We start from the raw sequence: 15,723 nt of genomic DNA, 5'->3' as shown, positions 1-15,723 counted from the left end.
ATCGCAACCTGCGGCTGTATCCCTGTAGGAACTGCCGCAGGCTGCGATCTTTTGATCTTAAATGCGGAAACTACCCACCAACTGCTTCAACCGCGAAGCCTGCTGCTCCAGATCCGAACACGCACGCAAAGTCGCATGCAAGTTCTCCACGCCTTCCTGGTTCAGCGTATTGATTTCGGTGATATCGACGTTGATCGACTCAACGACCGCCGTCTGTTCCTCGGTCGCCGTCGCTACCGACTGATTCATGCCATCGATCTCGCCGATCCGCTGCGTCACGCTGTTCAGGCGCTCCCCGGCAAGGTTGGCAATCTCCACGCTGTCCTGACTGTGACGCTGGCTGTCGCTCATGGTGCTCACCGACTCACGAGCGCCCACTTGCAGCTCCTCGATCATCGTCTGCACCTGCTGTGCCGACTCCTGCGTGCGGTGCGCCAGGTTGCGCACTTCGTCCGCGACCACTGCAAAACCACGACCGGCTTCACCCGCGCGCGCTGCTTCAATCGCCGCGTTGAGTGCCAGCAAGTTGGTTTGCTGGGAAATGCTGGTGATCACTTCGAGGATCTGGCCGATGTTCACGGTTTTGCTGTTCAGCGACTCGATGTTGCTGCTCGACGCGCTGAGCATGCTCGACAGTTGATTCATCGCCTTGATGCTGCGATCCACCACTTGTTGGCCGTCTTCGGCGAGACCACGCGCGTCACTGGCCTGGCTCGAAGCCTGAGCGGCGTTGCGGGCGATTTCCTGAGCGGCGGCGCCGAGTTCATTGATCGCGGCGGCCACGCTGCTGGTGCGCGAAGCTTGCTGATCCGAGTTGTACATCGACGAGTTCGACGCAGCGACCACGCGCAGCGCGACCTCGTTGACCTGGCCGGTCGCCGACGACACTTCGCGGATCGAGCCGTGAATACGTTCGACAAAACGGTTGAACGCGGTGCCGAGGATGCCGAACTCATCGTTATTGACGATGGTCAGGCGTTTGGTCAGGTCGCCTTCACCGTCGGCGATGTCTTCCATGGCGCGGGTCATCACGTGCAGCGGCTGGATCAGCAGACGGATCAGCATGCCGAGCAGCGCGATGATGATCGCCACGGCAATCACTGTCGCAATGACTGCCGAGGTGCGGAACTGGCTGAGCATCGCAAACGCCTGATCCTTGTCCACCGACAAACCGATGTACCAGTTCACCGACGGCAGGCCTTTGATCGGCGCGAAGGTGACGATGCGGGTCTTGCCATCGACGGTGACTTCACTGAAGTCGCTGCTGATGCGCGGGGTGTCCTGTGGATAGGCTTCCTTGAGTGACTTCATCACCAATGCCTTGTCCGGGTGCACGAGGATTTTGCCGTCGGCGCTGACCAGGAACACATAACCCATGCCATCGAAATCACGCGCGGCAAGAGTGTCGACCAGCGATTGCAGGCTCAGGTCGCCGCCCACCACGCCGACGCTCTGGCCGGCCTTTTTTGAGGCGGTGGCGATGGAGATGATCAATTGGCCGGTGGCGGCGTCGATGTAGGGTTCGGTCAGGGTCGAGGTGCTGCTGCTCTCGGCACCTTTATACCAAGGGCGTACGCGGGGATCGAAACCGTCGGGCATTTTCGTGTCCGGGCGGATGGTGAAGTGCCCGGTGGCGTCGCCCAGATAGGTGGCCATGAACGTCGAGGTCAGGGTTTTCTGTTCCAGCAGACTGGCGACGTTGGCAGGTTCGGGGTTGATGGCGATGTTCTGGGCGGCGTTCTCGACCAGCAGAATGCGTCCGCTGAGCCAGGTCTGGATATTACCGGCAGTGACCTCGCCCATCTCGTTGAGATAGTTGTGCAGGTCATCGCGGATCGCGTTGCGCTGTAACCAGTCGTTGTACAGGGTAAACGAGGCGAAAGCGGCGATGACGATGAGGGCGGCGGCAAGCAAAATTTTATGGCTGAAGCGCAGATTTTTGTTCATGGCTTGGGGTTCCGCTAAGGTCTTAATGTCCTGGGCGTGCTTTTATAAAGGCGCGCAATATGGGCAAAGGTGAATGCAAACTGATATTTCCGACTCTCCTTAGGGAAATGTCCGACCGACTTTTCAGTCAGGTTCACGCTTTATCTATCGGCCACAGCGAATCAAAGATTAACCATAGGTGACAAAATGCCTGACTCATCGCAACTCGTAATCGGCGCCGATCTCGCGGGACAACAGATCGGTCAGGGCATGCGCCTGGCGAACCGCCACGGGCTGATCGCCGGTGCGACCGGTACCGGTAAAACCGTGACATTGCAGCGCTTGGCTGAAGCGTTCAGCGACGCCGGCGTGGCGGTATTCGCCGCTGACATCAAGGGTGATCTGTGCGGCCTCGGTGCCGCCGGTAACCCGCAGGGCAAGGTCGCGGAGCGCATCGCCGGGATGCCGTGGCTCGACTACAAGGCGCAGGCTTATCCGGTGACCTTGTGGGACATTCACGGTCAGTCCGGTCATCCACTGCGCACTACGTTGAGTGAAATGGGCCCGCTGTTGATTGGCAGTCTGCTGGAGCTGACCGACAGTCAGCAGGCGGCGCTGTATGCCGCTTTCAAAGTCGCGGATCGGGAAGGCCTGTTGCTGCTGGACTTGAAAGACCTGAAAGCGCTGCTCAATCACCTCAAAGACAACCCGCAAATGCTCGGTGAAGACGCCGCGCTGATGACCACCGGTTCCAGCCAGGCGCTCTTGCGTCGTCTGGCGACGCTGGAGCAGCAGGGCGCCGAAGCGCTGTTTGGCGAGCCGGCGCTGCAACTCGAAGACATTCTGCAACCGGCCGCCGATGGCCGTGGACGCATTCATTTGCTCGATGCCAGCCGTCTGGTTCACGAGGCACCAAAAGTCTACGCGACGTTCCTGTTGTGGTTGCTCGCCGAGTTGTTTGAGCAGCTGCCTGAGCGCGGCGATGCCGACAAACCGTTGCTCGCGCTGTTTTTCGATGAGGCGCATTTGTTGTTCGGCGACACCCCGAAGGCCTTGCAGGAGCGCCTGGAGCAAGTGGTGCGGTTGATCCGTTCGAAAGGCGTTGGGGTGTATTTCGTCACGCAGTCGCCGGCGGACTTGCCGGACAACGTGCTGGCGCAACTCGGGTTGCGTATCCAGCATGGCTTGCGCGCATTCACCGCCAAGGAGCAGAAATCCCTGCGTGCGGTGGCAGACGGCTTCCGGCCGAATCCGGCGATCGATACGTTATCGGTACTGACTGAGTTGGGCATTGGCGAAGCGCTGGTCGGCACGCTGGCAGAGAAGGGTACGCCGGAAATGGTTCAGCGCGTGCTGGTGGCGCCGCCGCAATCGCGGATCGGGCCGTTGACGGAAACCGAGCGCACCGTGTTGATCGCCGGTTCGCCGTTCAAAGGGCGCTATGACAAGCCGATCGATCGTGAGTCAGCGTATGAAATTCTGATGGGCCGTAAAGGCTTGGCGCCGGAGGCCGAGGCAACGGCCAGCAAACCGCCGGCTGAAGAGCCAAGCCTCGCCGACAGGGCCGGAGAGTTCCTCGGCACAGCCGCCGGTCAGGCGCTGAAATCCGCCATGCGCCAGGCTGCCAACAACCTCGGCAAACAGCTGGTACGCGGCCTGATGGGCTCGTTACTCGGAGGCAGCAAACGCCGCTAAACCCGTAGGAACCGTATCAAACAACATCAACGCTGAATGACACACCGCGTCCTTAGTAGGAGCCGAGCTCGCTCGCGAAGGCGCCGTATCAGACAACATCAATGTTGAATGACACTGCGCTTTCGCGAGCAAGCTCGGCTCCTACAAAAAAACGGGATCAGGTTTTGTCTTTGGCGTGCGCCGCAAGACGTTCCAGCGCCGCCCGCAAACCCGGATCGCTGATCCCGTCCGCCGTCGCCTGAATCGTCGCTGCCGCATCCGTCGACAGATCCATCGTGTGCCCAATCGCGCCGCGCTGAACCGTCGGTGGCTGCACCTTGAACAGAATCCGCGTCAAACTGGCGAACTCATCGAACATCTGCAATTGCCGCTGCAAACGTTTCTGCTGATAACGCAGGCGCGTGGCCCAGTGGCCATCGGTGACAATCAGTAACAGACTGCCCTCACGCCACGACGCGACGTGGCAATGCTCGCGGGCGGCGGGTTGCAGTTGGCTTTCGAGCAGGCGTTGCAGATGACCCAGACGTTGGGCATGGCCGAGGATGGCTTTGAGCGGCTTGGCTTCGCGTAATAGAACGGCGGGTGCTCTGGCCGTAAGAGGGCGAAATGCCATGATCGAACACCTGAAGTAACAGAAGCGCCATGGTAGCAGATGCAGCGAAATCACTCGCCCATTGCTTTTGCACCTGCTTTACCCATTAAATCAACAACTAACTTCTTTGCCGTACGACTTGAAGTTATGCAAAACGCCCCTATTTTAAGTGAGCCCCGTCAACGCGCAGTGCCAGCATCGTGGAATATCGCCACTTTCCTCACCACCGTTTCCGGGTAGAATGCTCGTTCGCATGCGGCCATGAGGGCTGCTCGGGCGACTCACGGGGCCGCCCTCCATCCCTTTAGTGTGGAAGATCCTGCCGATATGTTTGCGCCTTTGTTAAAGAAACTTTTTGGAAGCAAGAACGAGCGTGAAGTCAAACGCATGCTCAAGACGGTGCAGCTCGTCAATGCCTTCGAAGAGCAAATGGTGGCCCTTTCGGACGATCAATTGCGCGCCAAGACCGATGAGTTCAAGGCCCGCATCGCCAAAGGGGAAACCCTCGACAAGCTGTTGCCAGAAGCCTTTGCGGTCGCCCGTGAAGCCGGTAAGCGCATCATGGGTATGCGCCACTTCGACGTACAACTCGTCGGTGGCATGACCCTGCACGAAGGCAAAATCGCCGAAATGCGTACCGGTGAGGGTAAAACCCTCGTGGCGACCCTGGGCGTTTACCTCAACGCATTGTCCGGCAAGGGCGTTCACGTTGTGACCGTGAACGACTACCTGGCCCGTCGTGACGCCAACTGGATGCGTCCGCTGTATGAATTCCTTGGCCTGACCGTCGGCGTCGTGACGCCGTTCCAGCCGCCGGAAGAGAAGCGCATCGCTTACGCCGCCGACATCACCTACGGCACCAACAACGAATTCGGTTTCGACTACCTGCGCGACAACATGGCGTTCAGCATGGAAGAAAAATTCCAGCGCGAACTCAATTTTGCCGTGATCGACGAAGTCGACTCCATCCTCATCGACGAAGCGCGTACCCCGCTGATCATTTCCGGTCAGGCCGAGGACAGCTCCAAGCTGTACATGGAGATCAATAAACTGATCCCGCAGCTGGAACTGCACGTCGAAGAAGTCGAAGGCGAAGTCACCAAGGCTGGCCACTACACCGTTGACGAGAAGACCCGCCAGGTCGAACTCAACGAAGCCGGTCACCAGTTCATCGAAGACATGCTCACCCGCGTTGGCCTGCTGGCTGAAGGCGAGAGCCTGTACTCGGCGCATAACCTGGGCCTGTTGACCCACGTGTATGCCGGTCTGCGTGCGCACAAACTGTTCAACCGCAACATTGAATACATCGTGCAGGACGGTCAGGTCGTACTGGTCGACGAACACACCGGTCGTACCATGCCGGGCCGTCGTCTGTCCGAAGGCCTGCACCAGGCCATCGAAGCCAAGGAAGGTCTGAACATTCAGGCCGAGAGCCAGACCCTGGCCTCGACTACGTTCCAGAACTACTTCCGTCTGTACACCAAGCTGTCCGGCATGACCGGTACCGCTGACACCGAAGCGTTCGAATTCCACCAGATCTACGGTCTGGAAGTCATGGTCATTCCGCCGAACAAGCCTTTGGCGCGTAAAGACTTCAACGACCTGGTGTTCCTGACGGCCGAAGAGAAGTACACGGCCATCGTCGCCGACATCAAGGAAAGCATGGCGGCTGGTCGTCCGGTACTGGTAGGTACTGCGACCATCGAAACTTCCGAGCACATGTCCGCATTGCTGGTGAAGGCAGGCATCGAACACAAGGTTCTGAACGCCAAGTTCCACGAAAAAGAAGCCGAGATCATCGCGCAGGCCGGTCGTCCGGGCGCACTGACCATCGCCACCAACATGGCCGGTCGTGGTACCGACATCCTGTTGGGCGGTAACTGGGAAGTTGAAGTCGCGTCGCTGGAAGACCCGACCCCTGAGCAGATCGCGCAGATCAAGGCCGACTGGCAGAAGCGTCACCAGCAAGTGCTGGAGTCGGGCGGTTTGCAGGTAATTGCCTCCGAGCGTCACGAATCCCGCCGTATCGACAACCAGCTGCGTGGCCGTGCCGGCCGTCAGGGCGATGCCGGTTCGAGCCGCTTCTACCTGTCGCTGGAAGACAGCCTGATGCGCATCTTCGCCTCTGACCGGGTGAAGAACTTCATGAAAGCCCTGGGCATGCAGCCCGGCGAAGCGATCGAGCACCGCATGGTGACCAACGCGATCGAGAAGGCGCAACGCAAGGTTGAAGGTCGTAACTTCGACATTCGTAAGCAACTGCTCGAGTTCGACGACGTCAACAACGAACAGCGTAAAGTGATTTATCACATGCGTAACACGTTGCTGGCCGCCGACAACATCGGTGAGACCATCGCTGACTTCCGTCAGGACGTACTCAACGCCACCGTCAGCGCGCATATTCCGCCGCAATCGCTGCCGGAGCAGTGGGACGTCGCCGGTCTGGAAGCTTCGATTGCCAGCGACTTCGGTGTGAAGCTGCCGATCCAGCAATGGCTCGACGAAGACGATCACCTGTACGAAGAAACCCTGCGCGAGAAGCTGATGGCCGAGCTGATTGCCGCGTACAACGAGAAAGAAGACCAGGCCGGTGCCGACGCACTGCGCTCCTTCGAGAAGCAAATCGTTCTGCGCGTGCTGGACGACCTGTGGAAAGACCACCTGTCGACCATGGATCACCTGCGTCATGGTATCCACCTGCGTGGCTATGCCCAGAAGAACCCGAAGCAGGAATACAAGCGCGAGTCGTTCACGCTGTTCTCCGAGCTGCTCGATTCGATCAAGCGCGACTCGATCCGTGTGCTGTCGCACGTTCAGGTTCGCCGCGAAGATCCGGAAGTCGAAGAACAACGTCTGCGTCAGGAAGCCGAAGATCTGGCCGCCCGCATGCAGTTCGAACACGCCGAAGCACCTGGTCTCGACCAGCCGGAAGCATTGGGTGAAGAGGTTGATGTCGCCCTCGCCACCGCGCCGGTGCGCAACGAGCAGAAGCTGGGCCGCAACGAACTGTGCTACTGCGGTTCGGGCAAGAAATTCAAGCATTGCCACGGGCAGATCCAGTAAAACCCGTTTCAATCGCTGAAATACCCGCGCCGCGACCGGCATAAGCCGTCGCGGCGTTTTGCCATTTAAATCACCGTCCCTGTGAGTGGCGGTGCTGACATCATTGAGTAAGGAGCGCATTCATGGCTGTTGGTCTTGGTCCTTTGCCAACGTTGCACCCGGTTGCCGGTTTTGAACTCGGTATCGCCTCGGCCGGCATCAAGCGCCCCGGGCGCAAAGATGTCGTTGTGATGCGCTGCGCCGAAGGCTCGACTGTGGCCGGCGTGTTCACGTTGAACGCCTTTTGTGCGGCACCGGTGATTCTGGCGAAAAAGCGCGTACAGAACGCCGTGCGTTATTTGCTGACCAACACCGGCAATGCCAACGCCGGCACCGGCGAGCCTGGCCTGGCTGCTGCCGAGCGCACCACCGCGAAACTGGCCGAGTTGACTGGCGTTGATGCCAGCCAGATTCTGCCGTACTCCACCGGTGTGATTGGTGAGCCGCTGCCGGTCGAGAAGATCGAAGGCGCGCTGCAAGCGGCGCTGGACGATCTGTCGGAAAACAACTGGGAAGCGGCCGCCACCGGGATCATGACCACCGACACCTTGCCGAAGGGCGCCAGCCGCCAGTTCGAGCATGACGGTGTGACCATCACTGTCACCGGCATCAGCAAGGGCGCGGGCATGATCCGCCCGAACATGGCGACCATGCTCGGTTACATCGCCACTGACGCCAAAGTCTCCCGCGATGTGCTGCATAACCTGATGCTCGACGGCGCCAACAAGTCGTTCAACCGCATCACTATCGACGGCGATACCTCGACCAATGACTGCTGCATGCTGATCGCCACGGGCAAGGCTGCATTGCCGGAAATCACCCGTGCCGAAGGCGAGCTGTTCGCCAAGTTGAAGCAAGCGGTGTTCGAAGTGTGCATGGACGTGGCCCAGGCCATCGTGCGTGACGGCGAAGGCGCGACCAAGTTCGTGACCGTTGAAGTCAATGGTGGCGGCAATCATCAGGAATGCCTGGACGTCGGCTACACCGTGGCGCACTCGCCGCTGATCAAGACCGCGCTGTTCGCTTCAGATCCGAACTGGGGCCGTATCCTCGCCGCCGTCGGTCGTGCCGGCGTGCCGGATCTGGACGTGAGCAAGATCGACGTGTTCCTCGGCGATGTGTGCATCGCCAGCCGTGGCGCTCGCGCAGCGACCTACACTGAAGCGCAAGGCTCGGCGGTGATGCAGCAGGAAGAGATCACCATCCGTATCGAGTTGGGCCGCGGCGATTGCAGCGAAACCATCTGGACCACCGACCTGTCGCATGAGTACGTGAAGATCAACGCCGAATACCGCACCTGATCCAGGATCGGGTCGCTTCTTTCGCGAGCAGGCTCGCTCCCACAGGGGATTTGTGACAACACGATCCAATGTGGGAGCGAGCCTGCTCGCGAAGACGGCAGCTCAAGAATTCAAATCTCCAGGTTTCTCCACTGACGAAAAGGCGCCACACCATGTCTCTGCACCTGATCATCGGCGACAAACTGCTTTCTTCCTGGTCCCTGCGCGCGGCATTGGCGCTTGAACTGACCGGCGCGCCCTATAGCGAAGAATTGATCAAACTCGGCAAGCCCGACACTCGCGCGCTGCTGCTCAAGCATTCGCCGACCGCGAAGGTGCCGCTGCTGCAAACCGCACGCGGAACCATTGCCGATTCGCTGGCCATCGCCGAATACCTCGCCGAGCAATTCCCGTCCGAGCAGCTCTGGCCAAGCGACATCTTCGCCCGTGCTCAGGCCCGATCGGCCTGCGCGCAAATGCACAGCGGCTTCTTTGCCATGCGCAATCACATGCCGTTCAACCTCAGCCACGACGCGCCGCTAAACCCGGTGCCGCCGGAGGTCAAGGTCGATATCGAACGCATGCTCGCGCTGTGGGCCGAGTGCCGCGCCGCCGCCACCGAAAGTGGGCCGTATCTGTTTGGCCGCGTGAGCCTGGCCGATGCTTTTTTCGCGCCGATTGCCGTGCGCCTGCGCACCTATCAGGTGAAGCTGCCGGCCGCCGACGAAGCCTATGTTGAAACCGTCTACCAATGGCCCGCCTTCAAGGCGTGGCAAAAGGCTGGACTGGAGGAGCTGATCCCGTGAAACGCGTACACGTCGCCGCCGCCGTCATTCGTGACGAGAGTGGCAAAATCCTCATCGCCCGCCGTGCCGACACCCAGCATCAGGGTGGCTTGTGGGAGTTCCCCGGTGGCAAAGTCGAGGCCGACGAGTCGGTCGAAACGGCGCTGGCCCGTGAATTGAACGAAGAATTGGGCATTGTTGTAGGCGCCGCCCGACCATTGATCAAAGTACGTCACGACTACCCCGACAAGCAGGTATTGCTGGATGTCTGGGAAGTTTCGAGCTTCAGCGGCGAGCCTCATGGTGCCGAAGGCCAGCCATTGGCCTGGGTGACCGCGAAAGAGCTGGCGGGCTACGAGTTCCCGGCCGCCAACCAGCCGATTGTTGCTGCGGCGCGTTTGCCCGCCGAATACCTGATCACTCCGGAAGATCTGGAAACTCCGGCGTTGCTGCGCGGTATCCAGAAAGCAATTGCTGGCGGGATCAAACTGATCCAGTTGCGCGCCCCGAATGGTTACGACCCCAAGTACCGTGACCTCGCGGTGGATGCTGCCGGGTTGTGTGCCGGCAAGGCGCAACTGATGATCAAGGGGCCGTTCGAATGGCTCGGCGATTTTCCTTCCGCCGGTTGGCACATCACCTCTGCTCAGTTGCGTAAATACGCAGCCGCAGGCCGTCCGTTGCCGGCGGAGCGCTGGTTGGCGGCGTCGTGCCACAACGCTGAAGAGTTGGCGTTGGCTGAGCAGATGGGCGTGGATTTTGTGACGCTGTCGCCGGTGCAACCGACGCTGACGCACCCGGATGCGCAACCGCTGGGCTGGGAGCAGGCGTCGACATTGATCGAAGGCTTTAGCAAACCGGTGTTTCTGCTGGGCGGGGTTGGCCCGGCGGAGCGGGAGAAGGCCTGGAGTTCTGGGGCGCAGGGTGTGGCGGGAATTCGCGCGTTCTGGCCTGAACCTTTGTAAAAGGCCACTGGCCTCATCGCTGGCAAGCCAGCTCTCACAGGTATTTTGGTGAACACAGTGTTAGTGAACGACCCAAAACCCTGTGGGAGCTGGCTTGCCAGCGATGGCGGCCGATCAGGCGCTACAGATCTGAAGGTTTAGCCGCAGGCTGCCACAATATTTCGGCAATCCCCTGCCGCCGCGCAATCAACCGCGCCGCCACAAACAACAAATCCGACAACCGATTGATATACGCCAGGCCAACCCCGGCCAACGGCTCCAGCGCATTCAAATGCTGGCAGCGCCGCTCGGCACTGCGCGCCAGACTGCGGCACACGTGCGCCTGTGCAATCAACATCGAACCCCCGGGCAGAATGAAATTCTCCAGCGGCCCCAGCTCCTCATTCCACACATCGATCGCCGCTTCGAGCCGTTCGATTTCCGCCGCGTTCAACGCCTGATATTCCGGCATCGCCAGTTCGCCGCCCAAATCGAACAGACGATGCTGACACGGCGCCAACACGTCGATCAGTTCATTCAATCCCGGATAAGTCTCGCGCTCGGCGATCAGGCCTGCGAGCAACACGCCGACCTGACTGTTCAGCGTATCGACTTCACCAATCGCTTCAATGCGTGGGTGATCCTTCGGCACGCGGCGGCCGTCGCCCAGGCCGGTTTCGCCTTTGTCGCCGGTGCGGGTGTAAATCTTCGACAAGCGAAAGCCCATGGGTTACCTCGGTAGTTGATTGGTTTCGGCCGCGATGGCCGCCGGTTGCGCCAGCGGCAGGCGCAGGGTGAAGCAGGTGCCCTGGCCGGGCGCCGACTGCACTTCCATCTGGCCTTTGTGATTGTTGGTGATGATGAAGTACGACACCGACAAACCAAGGCCTGTGCCCTGGCCGATTTCCTTGGTGGTGAAGAACGGCTCGAAGGTGCGTTTGCGCACACTCTCGCTCATGCCGATGCCATTGTCCTCGACCTGAATCTCGGCCCACGGCGGATTGAGTCTGGTGCGCAGAATGATCCGCCCGGGCTCGCTGTCGTCCTCGCGCTGGTGAATCGCCTGCGCGGCGTTCTTCAGCAGATTGAGCAGCACTTGTTCAAGTTCGTTGGCGGTGCCCGGCACCGGGCCGAGCGCCGGGTCGAACTGACGGACGATTGCCTGGCCCTTGAAGTCGAAACCGATGGCCAGATCAAAGTCGTTGCCGGCAATTTCCACTGCTTGATCGATCAGCGCCGGCAGATCGCACGGGGCCATTTGCCGGGTGCTGCGGCGGCTGAAACTGAGCATATGGGTGACGATCTTCGCCGCGCGGGCGCCAGCCTGTTGAATGCCGTCGAGCAGCTTGGGCACTTCGCGGCCTTGCAGGTAGCGGTTGACCGTGTCCAGTTCGATGCCCAGTTGCTCGGCGGTTTCGAGGTTCTTCGGCAGATCCGCCGACAACCGTCGACGGATGTTTTGCACGTTGTGCAGGATCGCGCCGAGTGGGTTGTTGATCTCGTGGGCCATACCGGCGGCGAGGCCGCCGACCGAGAGCATCTTTTCCGACTGCACCATCATTTCTTCCAGCGACAAACGCTGGGTGATGTCGTCGATACGGATCACCACGCCACGCCCGGCACCGCCCATCAACGGATAAAACGTCAGGGCGTAATGCTTGGGCTCGTCGTCCTTGAACCAGGTCACGCGCTCGATCTTCGCCACCGTGTGTTCTTCGACGGTTTGCTTGAGTTGCGGCAGAAACGGCTTCAGCGGTTCAAAGGCGAGGAAGATCGGCTGGTTCAGCGCTTCGTCCAGACGTGTGCCGGAGAGCGCGCTGGCCTCCTGATTCCATTGGGTGACGTAGAGCTGCTCATCGAGGGCGATCAGCGCCGAAGGCATCGAGTCGATGATGCTGTTGAGGTAGTTCTGAAAACCGGTGAGCTTCTTCTCGATCTTGCTGCGCACCTGGACTTCCAGTTCCAGTTTACGGTTGGTGTGGCGGGTTTCTTCGGCCAGCCCCTGGGCCTGATCGTAAGCGGCTTGCGAGTCGTCGCGAGCGCGCTTGAGTTGCTGTTCGCGCGCCTCGATGCGCGAGAGCATGGTGTTGAACGCCTCGGCGAGGCTGCCGATTTCGTCATGGTTGCCGCGAGAGGCGCGCAGCGCATAGTTCTCTTCACGGGTGACCTGACGCGACAACTCCTCAAGCTGATGGATCGGGCGGGTGATCAGGCGCTTGATCTGCCGGGCAATCACCAGCCACAGCAACACACTGAAAATCAGGATGCCGAGGCTCGCGGTCAATGTGCCGGTGTAGAACGCCATGGGCAGTTCGCTGCTGGCCACCAGCAACAAGTGGCCCGGCGCGGTGCCGGGGCGGGGCAGGGTGATCAATTGGTTGCTGCGAAATTCGGTGAGCTGCCAGGCTTCGATGTGGCGGTAACGTTCCGGCAGATTGAGTTTGTCGCCGCGCTGCACTTGTGCGATCCGCTCGCCCTTGCCGTCATACAGGGCGGCCGCGCGCAGCGGTGAATAGCTGTCGAGTTCCTTGAGCAGGCGTTCGGCGCTTTGCGGTGATTGCAGAGCTTCACTGACCAGGCTCGGGTTGGCGATCAACCTGCCAATGGTCTGCAAGGCCTGGGGCGCCATGCTCTCCTGGGAGATGTAGTAGGCGGCGCTGATAAAGGTCAGGTTGGCGACCAGCAGAACGGTGGTCAACAGCACCAGCAGGGCGGCCAGCAGTTTCTGGCCGACTGGCAGGTTTTCGAGGCGCTGGCGCAATGGCATCAGGTTTATCGCAGCAAAGGAACAAGTGGCCAGCGTAGCCGCTGCTCAGTCGCTGGGCAATCCAAGGCTGCCGAGATGGGCGATCAGGCGCTGCTGCAATTGATTGAGGTGCGGCAGGTTCAATTGGTGACGCGCGGCGACTTTGCAGGCGTGGCCCAATAGATAGCTGATTTCGGTGCGGCGCTGGTTGGCGACGTCCTGATACATCGATGAGTAATTGGCGGCCGTGGCCTGGATCACCCGTTCGACCTCCTGTTGCAGATTGTCGGCGGCGGCGGGCTGGCCGCAACGCTCGAGCAATTCGGCGAGTTCGGCGCACAACGTGGCGACTTCGCAGTGATGGTCCTGCAATCCGCCGTTGCGGCAATGGTGCAGCACGGTCAGCGGGTTGATCGCGCAGTTGAGTGCCAGCTTGCGCCATAGCCGGGTGAGGATGTCGGTGCTCCATTCGTGGGGGATTTTTGCGGCCTCCAGGTCATCCAGCCAGATCGGTGCAACCGGATGACCGGCATCGCCCAGCCAGGTGTAACCGTGGCCGGCGAACACCACGCGCCAATCACCGTCGCGAAACGCGCCTTCGGTGCTGGAGGCACTGATGCAGCGCGCCTGTGGCACTTGCATGGCCACGGCGTCCTGACTGCCCAGGCCGTTTTGCAGCAGGATCAGCTCGGCATCCGCCGCCAGGCGCGAGGCGAGGCGGGCGACGGCGTTTTCGGCGTCGTAGGCCTTGCAGGCTACCAGCAGACGACGGATCGGCTCGGGGCTGTCCGGGGTTTCGCCGGGAACTGCATAGGTGTTGGCCTGTCCGTTTTCTACGAGGGTCAATCCGCCTGCTGCCTTATAGCTGTGCAAGCGCATGGTATCGCGCACGATCAGCCTGACCGGCAGACCGGCGCGGGCCAGTCGCGTGGCCCACAGTGTGCCGAGGCTGCCGGCGCCGAGAACATGCCAGGTGGTGGACATCAGTTTTTTGCTCGTTTGATTGCAGGCATGTGCGGCTCGCCGTGTCGTCAGGAAAAGACCCGTTATAATGAGCCCGATTTTAACCGCAAGCCAAGCGCGCTCCATCCTCATTGAGCGCGCCTTTTTATTGGAGAGATTACATGCCGTCGTTCGACGTGGTATCCGAACTGGACAAACACGAACTCACCAACGCGGTCGAGAACGCCGTGAAGGAACTCGATCGTCGTTATGACCTGAAAGGCAAAGGCAGTTTCGAGTTCAAGGAAAAGGACCTGACCGTCAGTCTGACCGCTGAAGCCGGGTTCCAGCTGGAAGCGATGATCGAGATCCTCAAGCTGGCACTGGTCAAGCGCAAGATCGATGTGCAGTGCCTTGAGGTCAAGGATGCCTATGCATCGGGCAAGCTGATGAAGCAGGACGCCGTACTCAAAGAAGGCATCGACAAGGAACTGGCGAAGAAAATCGTCGGCCACATCAAGGATGCCAAGCTCAAAGTACAGGCCGCCATTCAGGGCGAGCAGGTACGTGTGACCGGCAAGAAGCGTGATGATCTGCAAGAAGCCATCGCGGCCCTGCGTGCCAAGGAATTCGGCATGCCACTGCAGTTCAACAACTTCCGCGACTAAGCTATCCGCGGCCCTGTGGGAGCGAGCCTGCTCGCGAAGACGGCGTGTCAGTCAACCTTATTGCTGAATACACACGCCTTTCGCGAACAGGCGCGCTCCCACATTGCATTTATGTACAACCCGGCGGTTTTCTGCCGTTCATCTTTCGCGTGCCGAATGGCCGGAAATCAGGAGATAGAACATGGATTTGAATACTGAGGTAGACAACCTGGTCAAGGCGTCCCAGGCGTGGATACCGATGATCATGGAATACGGCAGCCGCGTGCTGCTGGCCGTGATCACTCTGGCCATCGGTTGGTGGTTGATCAACAAGGTCACGCAAAAGCTTGGTGGTCTGCTGGCCCTGCGTAACGCTGACCTGGCGCTGCAAGGCTTTATCAGCAGCCTGGCAAACATCATTCTCAAGGTGCTGCTGATCGTCAGCGTGGCGTCGATGATCGGCGTTGAAACCACCTCGTTCGTTGCTGCCATCGGTGCTGCCGGTCTGGCCATCGGTCTGGCATTGCAGGGCAGCTTGGCGAACTTCGCTGGCGGCGTGCTGATTCTGCTGTTCCGTCCATTCCGCATCGGTGACTGGATCGAAGCGCAAGGCGTATCGGGTACTGTCGACAGCATCCAGATTTTCCACACTGTGCTGCGTACTGGCGACAACAAGACCATCATCGTGCCGAACGGCAACCTGTCCAACGGCATCATCACCAACACCAACCGTCAGCCAACCCGCAAGGTTGTGTTCGATGTGGGTGTCGATTACGAAGCCGATCTGCAAAAGGCTCGTCAGGTGCTGCTGGATCTGGCCAAGGATGATCGCGTTCTGCAGGATCCTGCGCCACAAGCGGTGATTTCGACGCTGGGTGACAGTTCGATCACGGTTTCCCTGCGTGTCTGGGTTAAAACCGCCGACTATTGGGACGTGATGTTCATGTTTAACGAACAGTCCCGCGACCGCTTAAAAACGGCTGGTATTGATATCCCGTTTCCGCAGCGGGTGATTCGCGTAGTTCAGGAAAGCGCTGTTCAGTAACAACTTTGATACCTGGCCT

General features: G+C 60.0%; 12 protein-coding genes. 7 read left to right on the top strand and 5 right to left on the bottom strand.

Annotated features, from left to right (window positions below; genetic code table 11):
• Positions 1-57 precede the first annotated feature (57 nt).
• Positions 58-1,947, bottom strand: a complete 1,890-nt coding sequence (locus tag JFT81_RS17335; RefSeq protein ID WP_201228269.1) for a methyl-accepting chemotaxis protein — start codon at positions 1,945-1,947, stop codon at positions 58-60.
• 186 nt (positions 1,948-2,133) lie between these two features.
• Between JFT81_RS17335 and JFT81_RS17330 the strand changes: the two genes are divergently transcribed.
• A complete protein-coding gene (locus JFT81_RS17330; RefSeq protein WP_201228268.1) occupies positions 2,134-3,621 on the top strand; it encodes a helicase HerA-like domain-containing protein in 1,488 nt (495 codons plus the stop codon).
• A gap of 157 nt (positions 3,622-3,778) precedes the next feature.
• Here the strand turns inward: JFT81_RS17330 and JFT81_RS17325 are convergent, their stop codons facing one another.
• Positions 3,779-4,234: a DciA family protein gene (locus JFT81_RS17325; RefSeq protein WP_201228267.1), complete on the bottom strand. Its 456-nt coding sequence runs from the start codon at positions 4,232-4,234 to the stop codon at positions 3,779-3,781.
• A gap of 306 nt (positions 4,235-4,540) precedes the next feature.
• On the opposite strand from JFT81_RS17325, the gene secA reads away from it, so the two are divergent.
• The 4 genes from secA (at position 4,541) to JFT81_RS17305 (ending at position 10,345) form a co-directional block, all read left to right on the top strand.
• Positions 4,541-7,276, top strand: coding sequence for a preprotein translocase subunit SecA (gene secA, locus JFT81_RS17320; protein WP_201228266.1), 2,736 nt, complete (start codon positions 4,541-4,543; stop codon positions 7,274-7,276).
• A 122-nt stretch (positions 7,277-7,398) separates the two neighbouring features.
• Positions 7,399-8,616, top strand: coding sequence for a bifunctional glutamate N-acetyltransferase/amino-acid acetyltransferase ArgJ (argJ, locus tag JFT81_RS17315; RefSeq protein WP_038366685.1), 1,218 nt, complete (start codon positions 7,399-7,401; stop codon positions 8,614-8,616).
• 152 nt (positions 8,617-8,768) lie between these two features.
• Positions 8,769-9,401, top strand: a complete 633-nt coding sequence (locus JFT81_RS17310) for a glutathione S-transferase family protein (protein ID WP_201228265.1) — start codon at positions 8,769-8,771, stop codon at positions 9,399-9,401.
• The gene (locus JFT81_RS17305; RefSeq protein WP_201228264.1) at positions 9,398-10,345 is read left to right on the top strand and encodes a Nudix family hydrolase; all 948 of its coding nucleotides are present in this window, start codon (positions 9,398-9,400) and stop codon (positions 10,343-10,345) included. The genes JFT81_RS17310 and JFT81_RS17305 overlap by 4 nt, the downstream gene beginning before the upstream one ends.
• 121 nt (positions 10,346-10,466) lie before the next feature.
• Here JFT81_RS17305 and JFT81_RS17300 read toward each other — a convergent pair whose 3' ends face one another.
• The 3 genes from JFT81_RS17300 to JFT81_RS17290 are packed head-to-tail and all read right to left on the bottom strand — an operon-like array spanning position 10,467 to position 14,054.
• Positions 10,467-11,051 carry a cob(I)yrinic acid a,c-diamide adenosyltransferase gene (locus JFT81_RS17300; RefSeq protein ID WP_201147042.1) on the bottom strand — a complete coding sequence of 195 codons (585 nt, stop codon included), beginning with the start codon at positions 11,049-11,051 and terminating at the stop codon, positions 10,467-10,469.
• Positions 11,052-11,054: 3 nt separating this feature from the next.
• Positions 11,055-13,091 carry a HAMP domain-containing sensor histidine kinase gene (locus JFT81_RS17295; protein ID WP_201228263.1) on the bottom strand — a complete coding sequence of 679 codons (2,037 nt, stop codon included), beginning with the start codon at positions 13,089-13,091 and terminating at the stop codon, positions 11,055-11,057.
• A gap of 45 nt (positions 13,092-13,136) precedes the next feature.
• A complete protein-coding gene (locus JFT81_RS17290) occupies positions 13,137-14,054 on the bottom strand; it encodes a putative 2-dehydropantoate 2-reductase (RefSeq protein ID WP_201228262.1) in 918 nt (305 codons plus the stop codon).
• 140 nt (positions 14,055-14,194) lie between these two features.
• Here JFT81_RS17290 and JFT81_RS17285 point away from each other — a divergent pair, with 140 nt between their 5' ends.
• Positions 14,195-14,680 (top strand): YajQ family cyclic di-GMP-binding protein, encoded by a 486-nt coding sequence (locus tag JFT81_RS17285; RefSeq protein ID WP_007912755.1) that lies wholly within the window; start codon positions 14,195-14,197, stop codon positions 14,678-14,680.
• A 181-nt stretch (positions 14,681-14,861) separates the two neighbouring features.
• The gene (locus JFT81_RS17280) at positions 14,862-15,704 is read left to right on the top strand and encodes a mechanosensitive ion channel family protein (protein ID WP_201149056.1); all 843 of its coding nucleotides are present in this window, start codon (positions 14,862-14,864) and stop codon (positions 15,702-15,704) included.
• Positions 15,705-15,723: the final 19 nt, after the last annotated feature.

The organism is Pseudomonas sp. TH43 (assembly GCF_016650635.1).
Taxonomy (GTDB): domain Bacteria; phylum Pseudomonadota; class Gammaproteobacteria; order Pseudomonadales; family Pseudomonadaceae; genus Aquipseudomonas.
This window is presented reverse-complemented; position numbering and strand designations above follow the sequence as displayed.

What these genes read in the sequence shown, in the direction of transcription:
- JFT81_RS17325 (WP_201228267.1), bottom strand. Translation starts at nt 4,234, where the DNA reads ATGGCATTTCGCCCTCTTACGGCCAGAGCACCCGCCGTTCTATTACGC.
- secA (WP_201228266.1), top strand. Translation starts at nt 4,541, where the DNA reads ATGTTTGCGCCTTTGTTAAAGAAACTTTTTGGAAGCAAGAACGAGCGT.
- JFT81_RS17290 (WP_201228262.1), bottom strand. Translation starts at nt 14,054, where the DNA reads ATGTCCACCACCTGGCATGTTCTCGGCGCCGGCAGCCTCGGCACACTG.
- JFT81_RS17300 (WP_201147042.1), bottom strand. Translation starts at nt 11,051, where the DNA reads ATGGGCTTTCGCTTGTCGAAGATTTACACCCGCACCGGCGACAAAGGC.
- JFT81_RS17310 (WP_201228265.1), top strand. Translation starts at nt 8,769, where the DNA reads ATGTCTCTGCACCTGATCATCGGCGACAAACTGCTTTCTTCCTGGTCC.
- JFT81_RS17280 (WP_201149056.1), top strand. Translation starts at nt 14,862, where the DNA reads ATGGATTTGAATACTGAGGTAGACAACCTGGTCAAGGCGTCCCAGGCG.
- JFT81_RS17335 (WP_201228269.1), bottom strand. Translation starts at nt 1,947, where the DNA reads ATGAACAAAAATCTGCGCTTCAGCCATAAAATTTTGCTTGCCGCCGCC.
- JFT81_RS17330 (WP_201228268.1), top strand. Translation starts at nt 2,134, where the DNA reads ATGCCTGACTCATCGCAACTCGTAATCGGCGCCGATCTCGCGGGACAA.
- argJ (WP_038366685.1), top strand. Translation starts at nt 7,399, where the DNA reads ATGGCTGTTGGTCTTGGTCCTTTGCCAACGTTGCACCCGGTTGCCGGT.
- JFT81_RS17295 (WP_201228263.1), bottom strand. Translation starts at nt 13,091, where the DNA reads ATGCCATTGCGCCAGCGCCTCGAAAACCTGCCAGTCGGCCAGAAACTG.
- JFT81_RS17285 (WP_007912755.1), top strand. Translation starts at nt 14,195, where the DNA reads ATGCCGTCGTTCGACGTGGTATCCGAACTGGACAAACACGAACTCACC.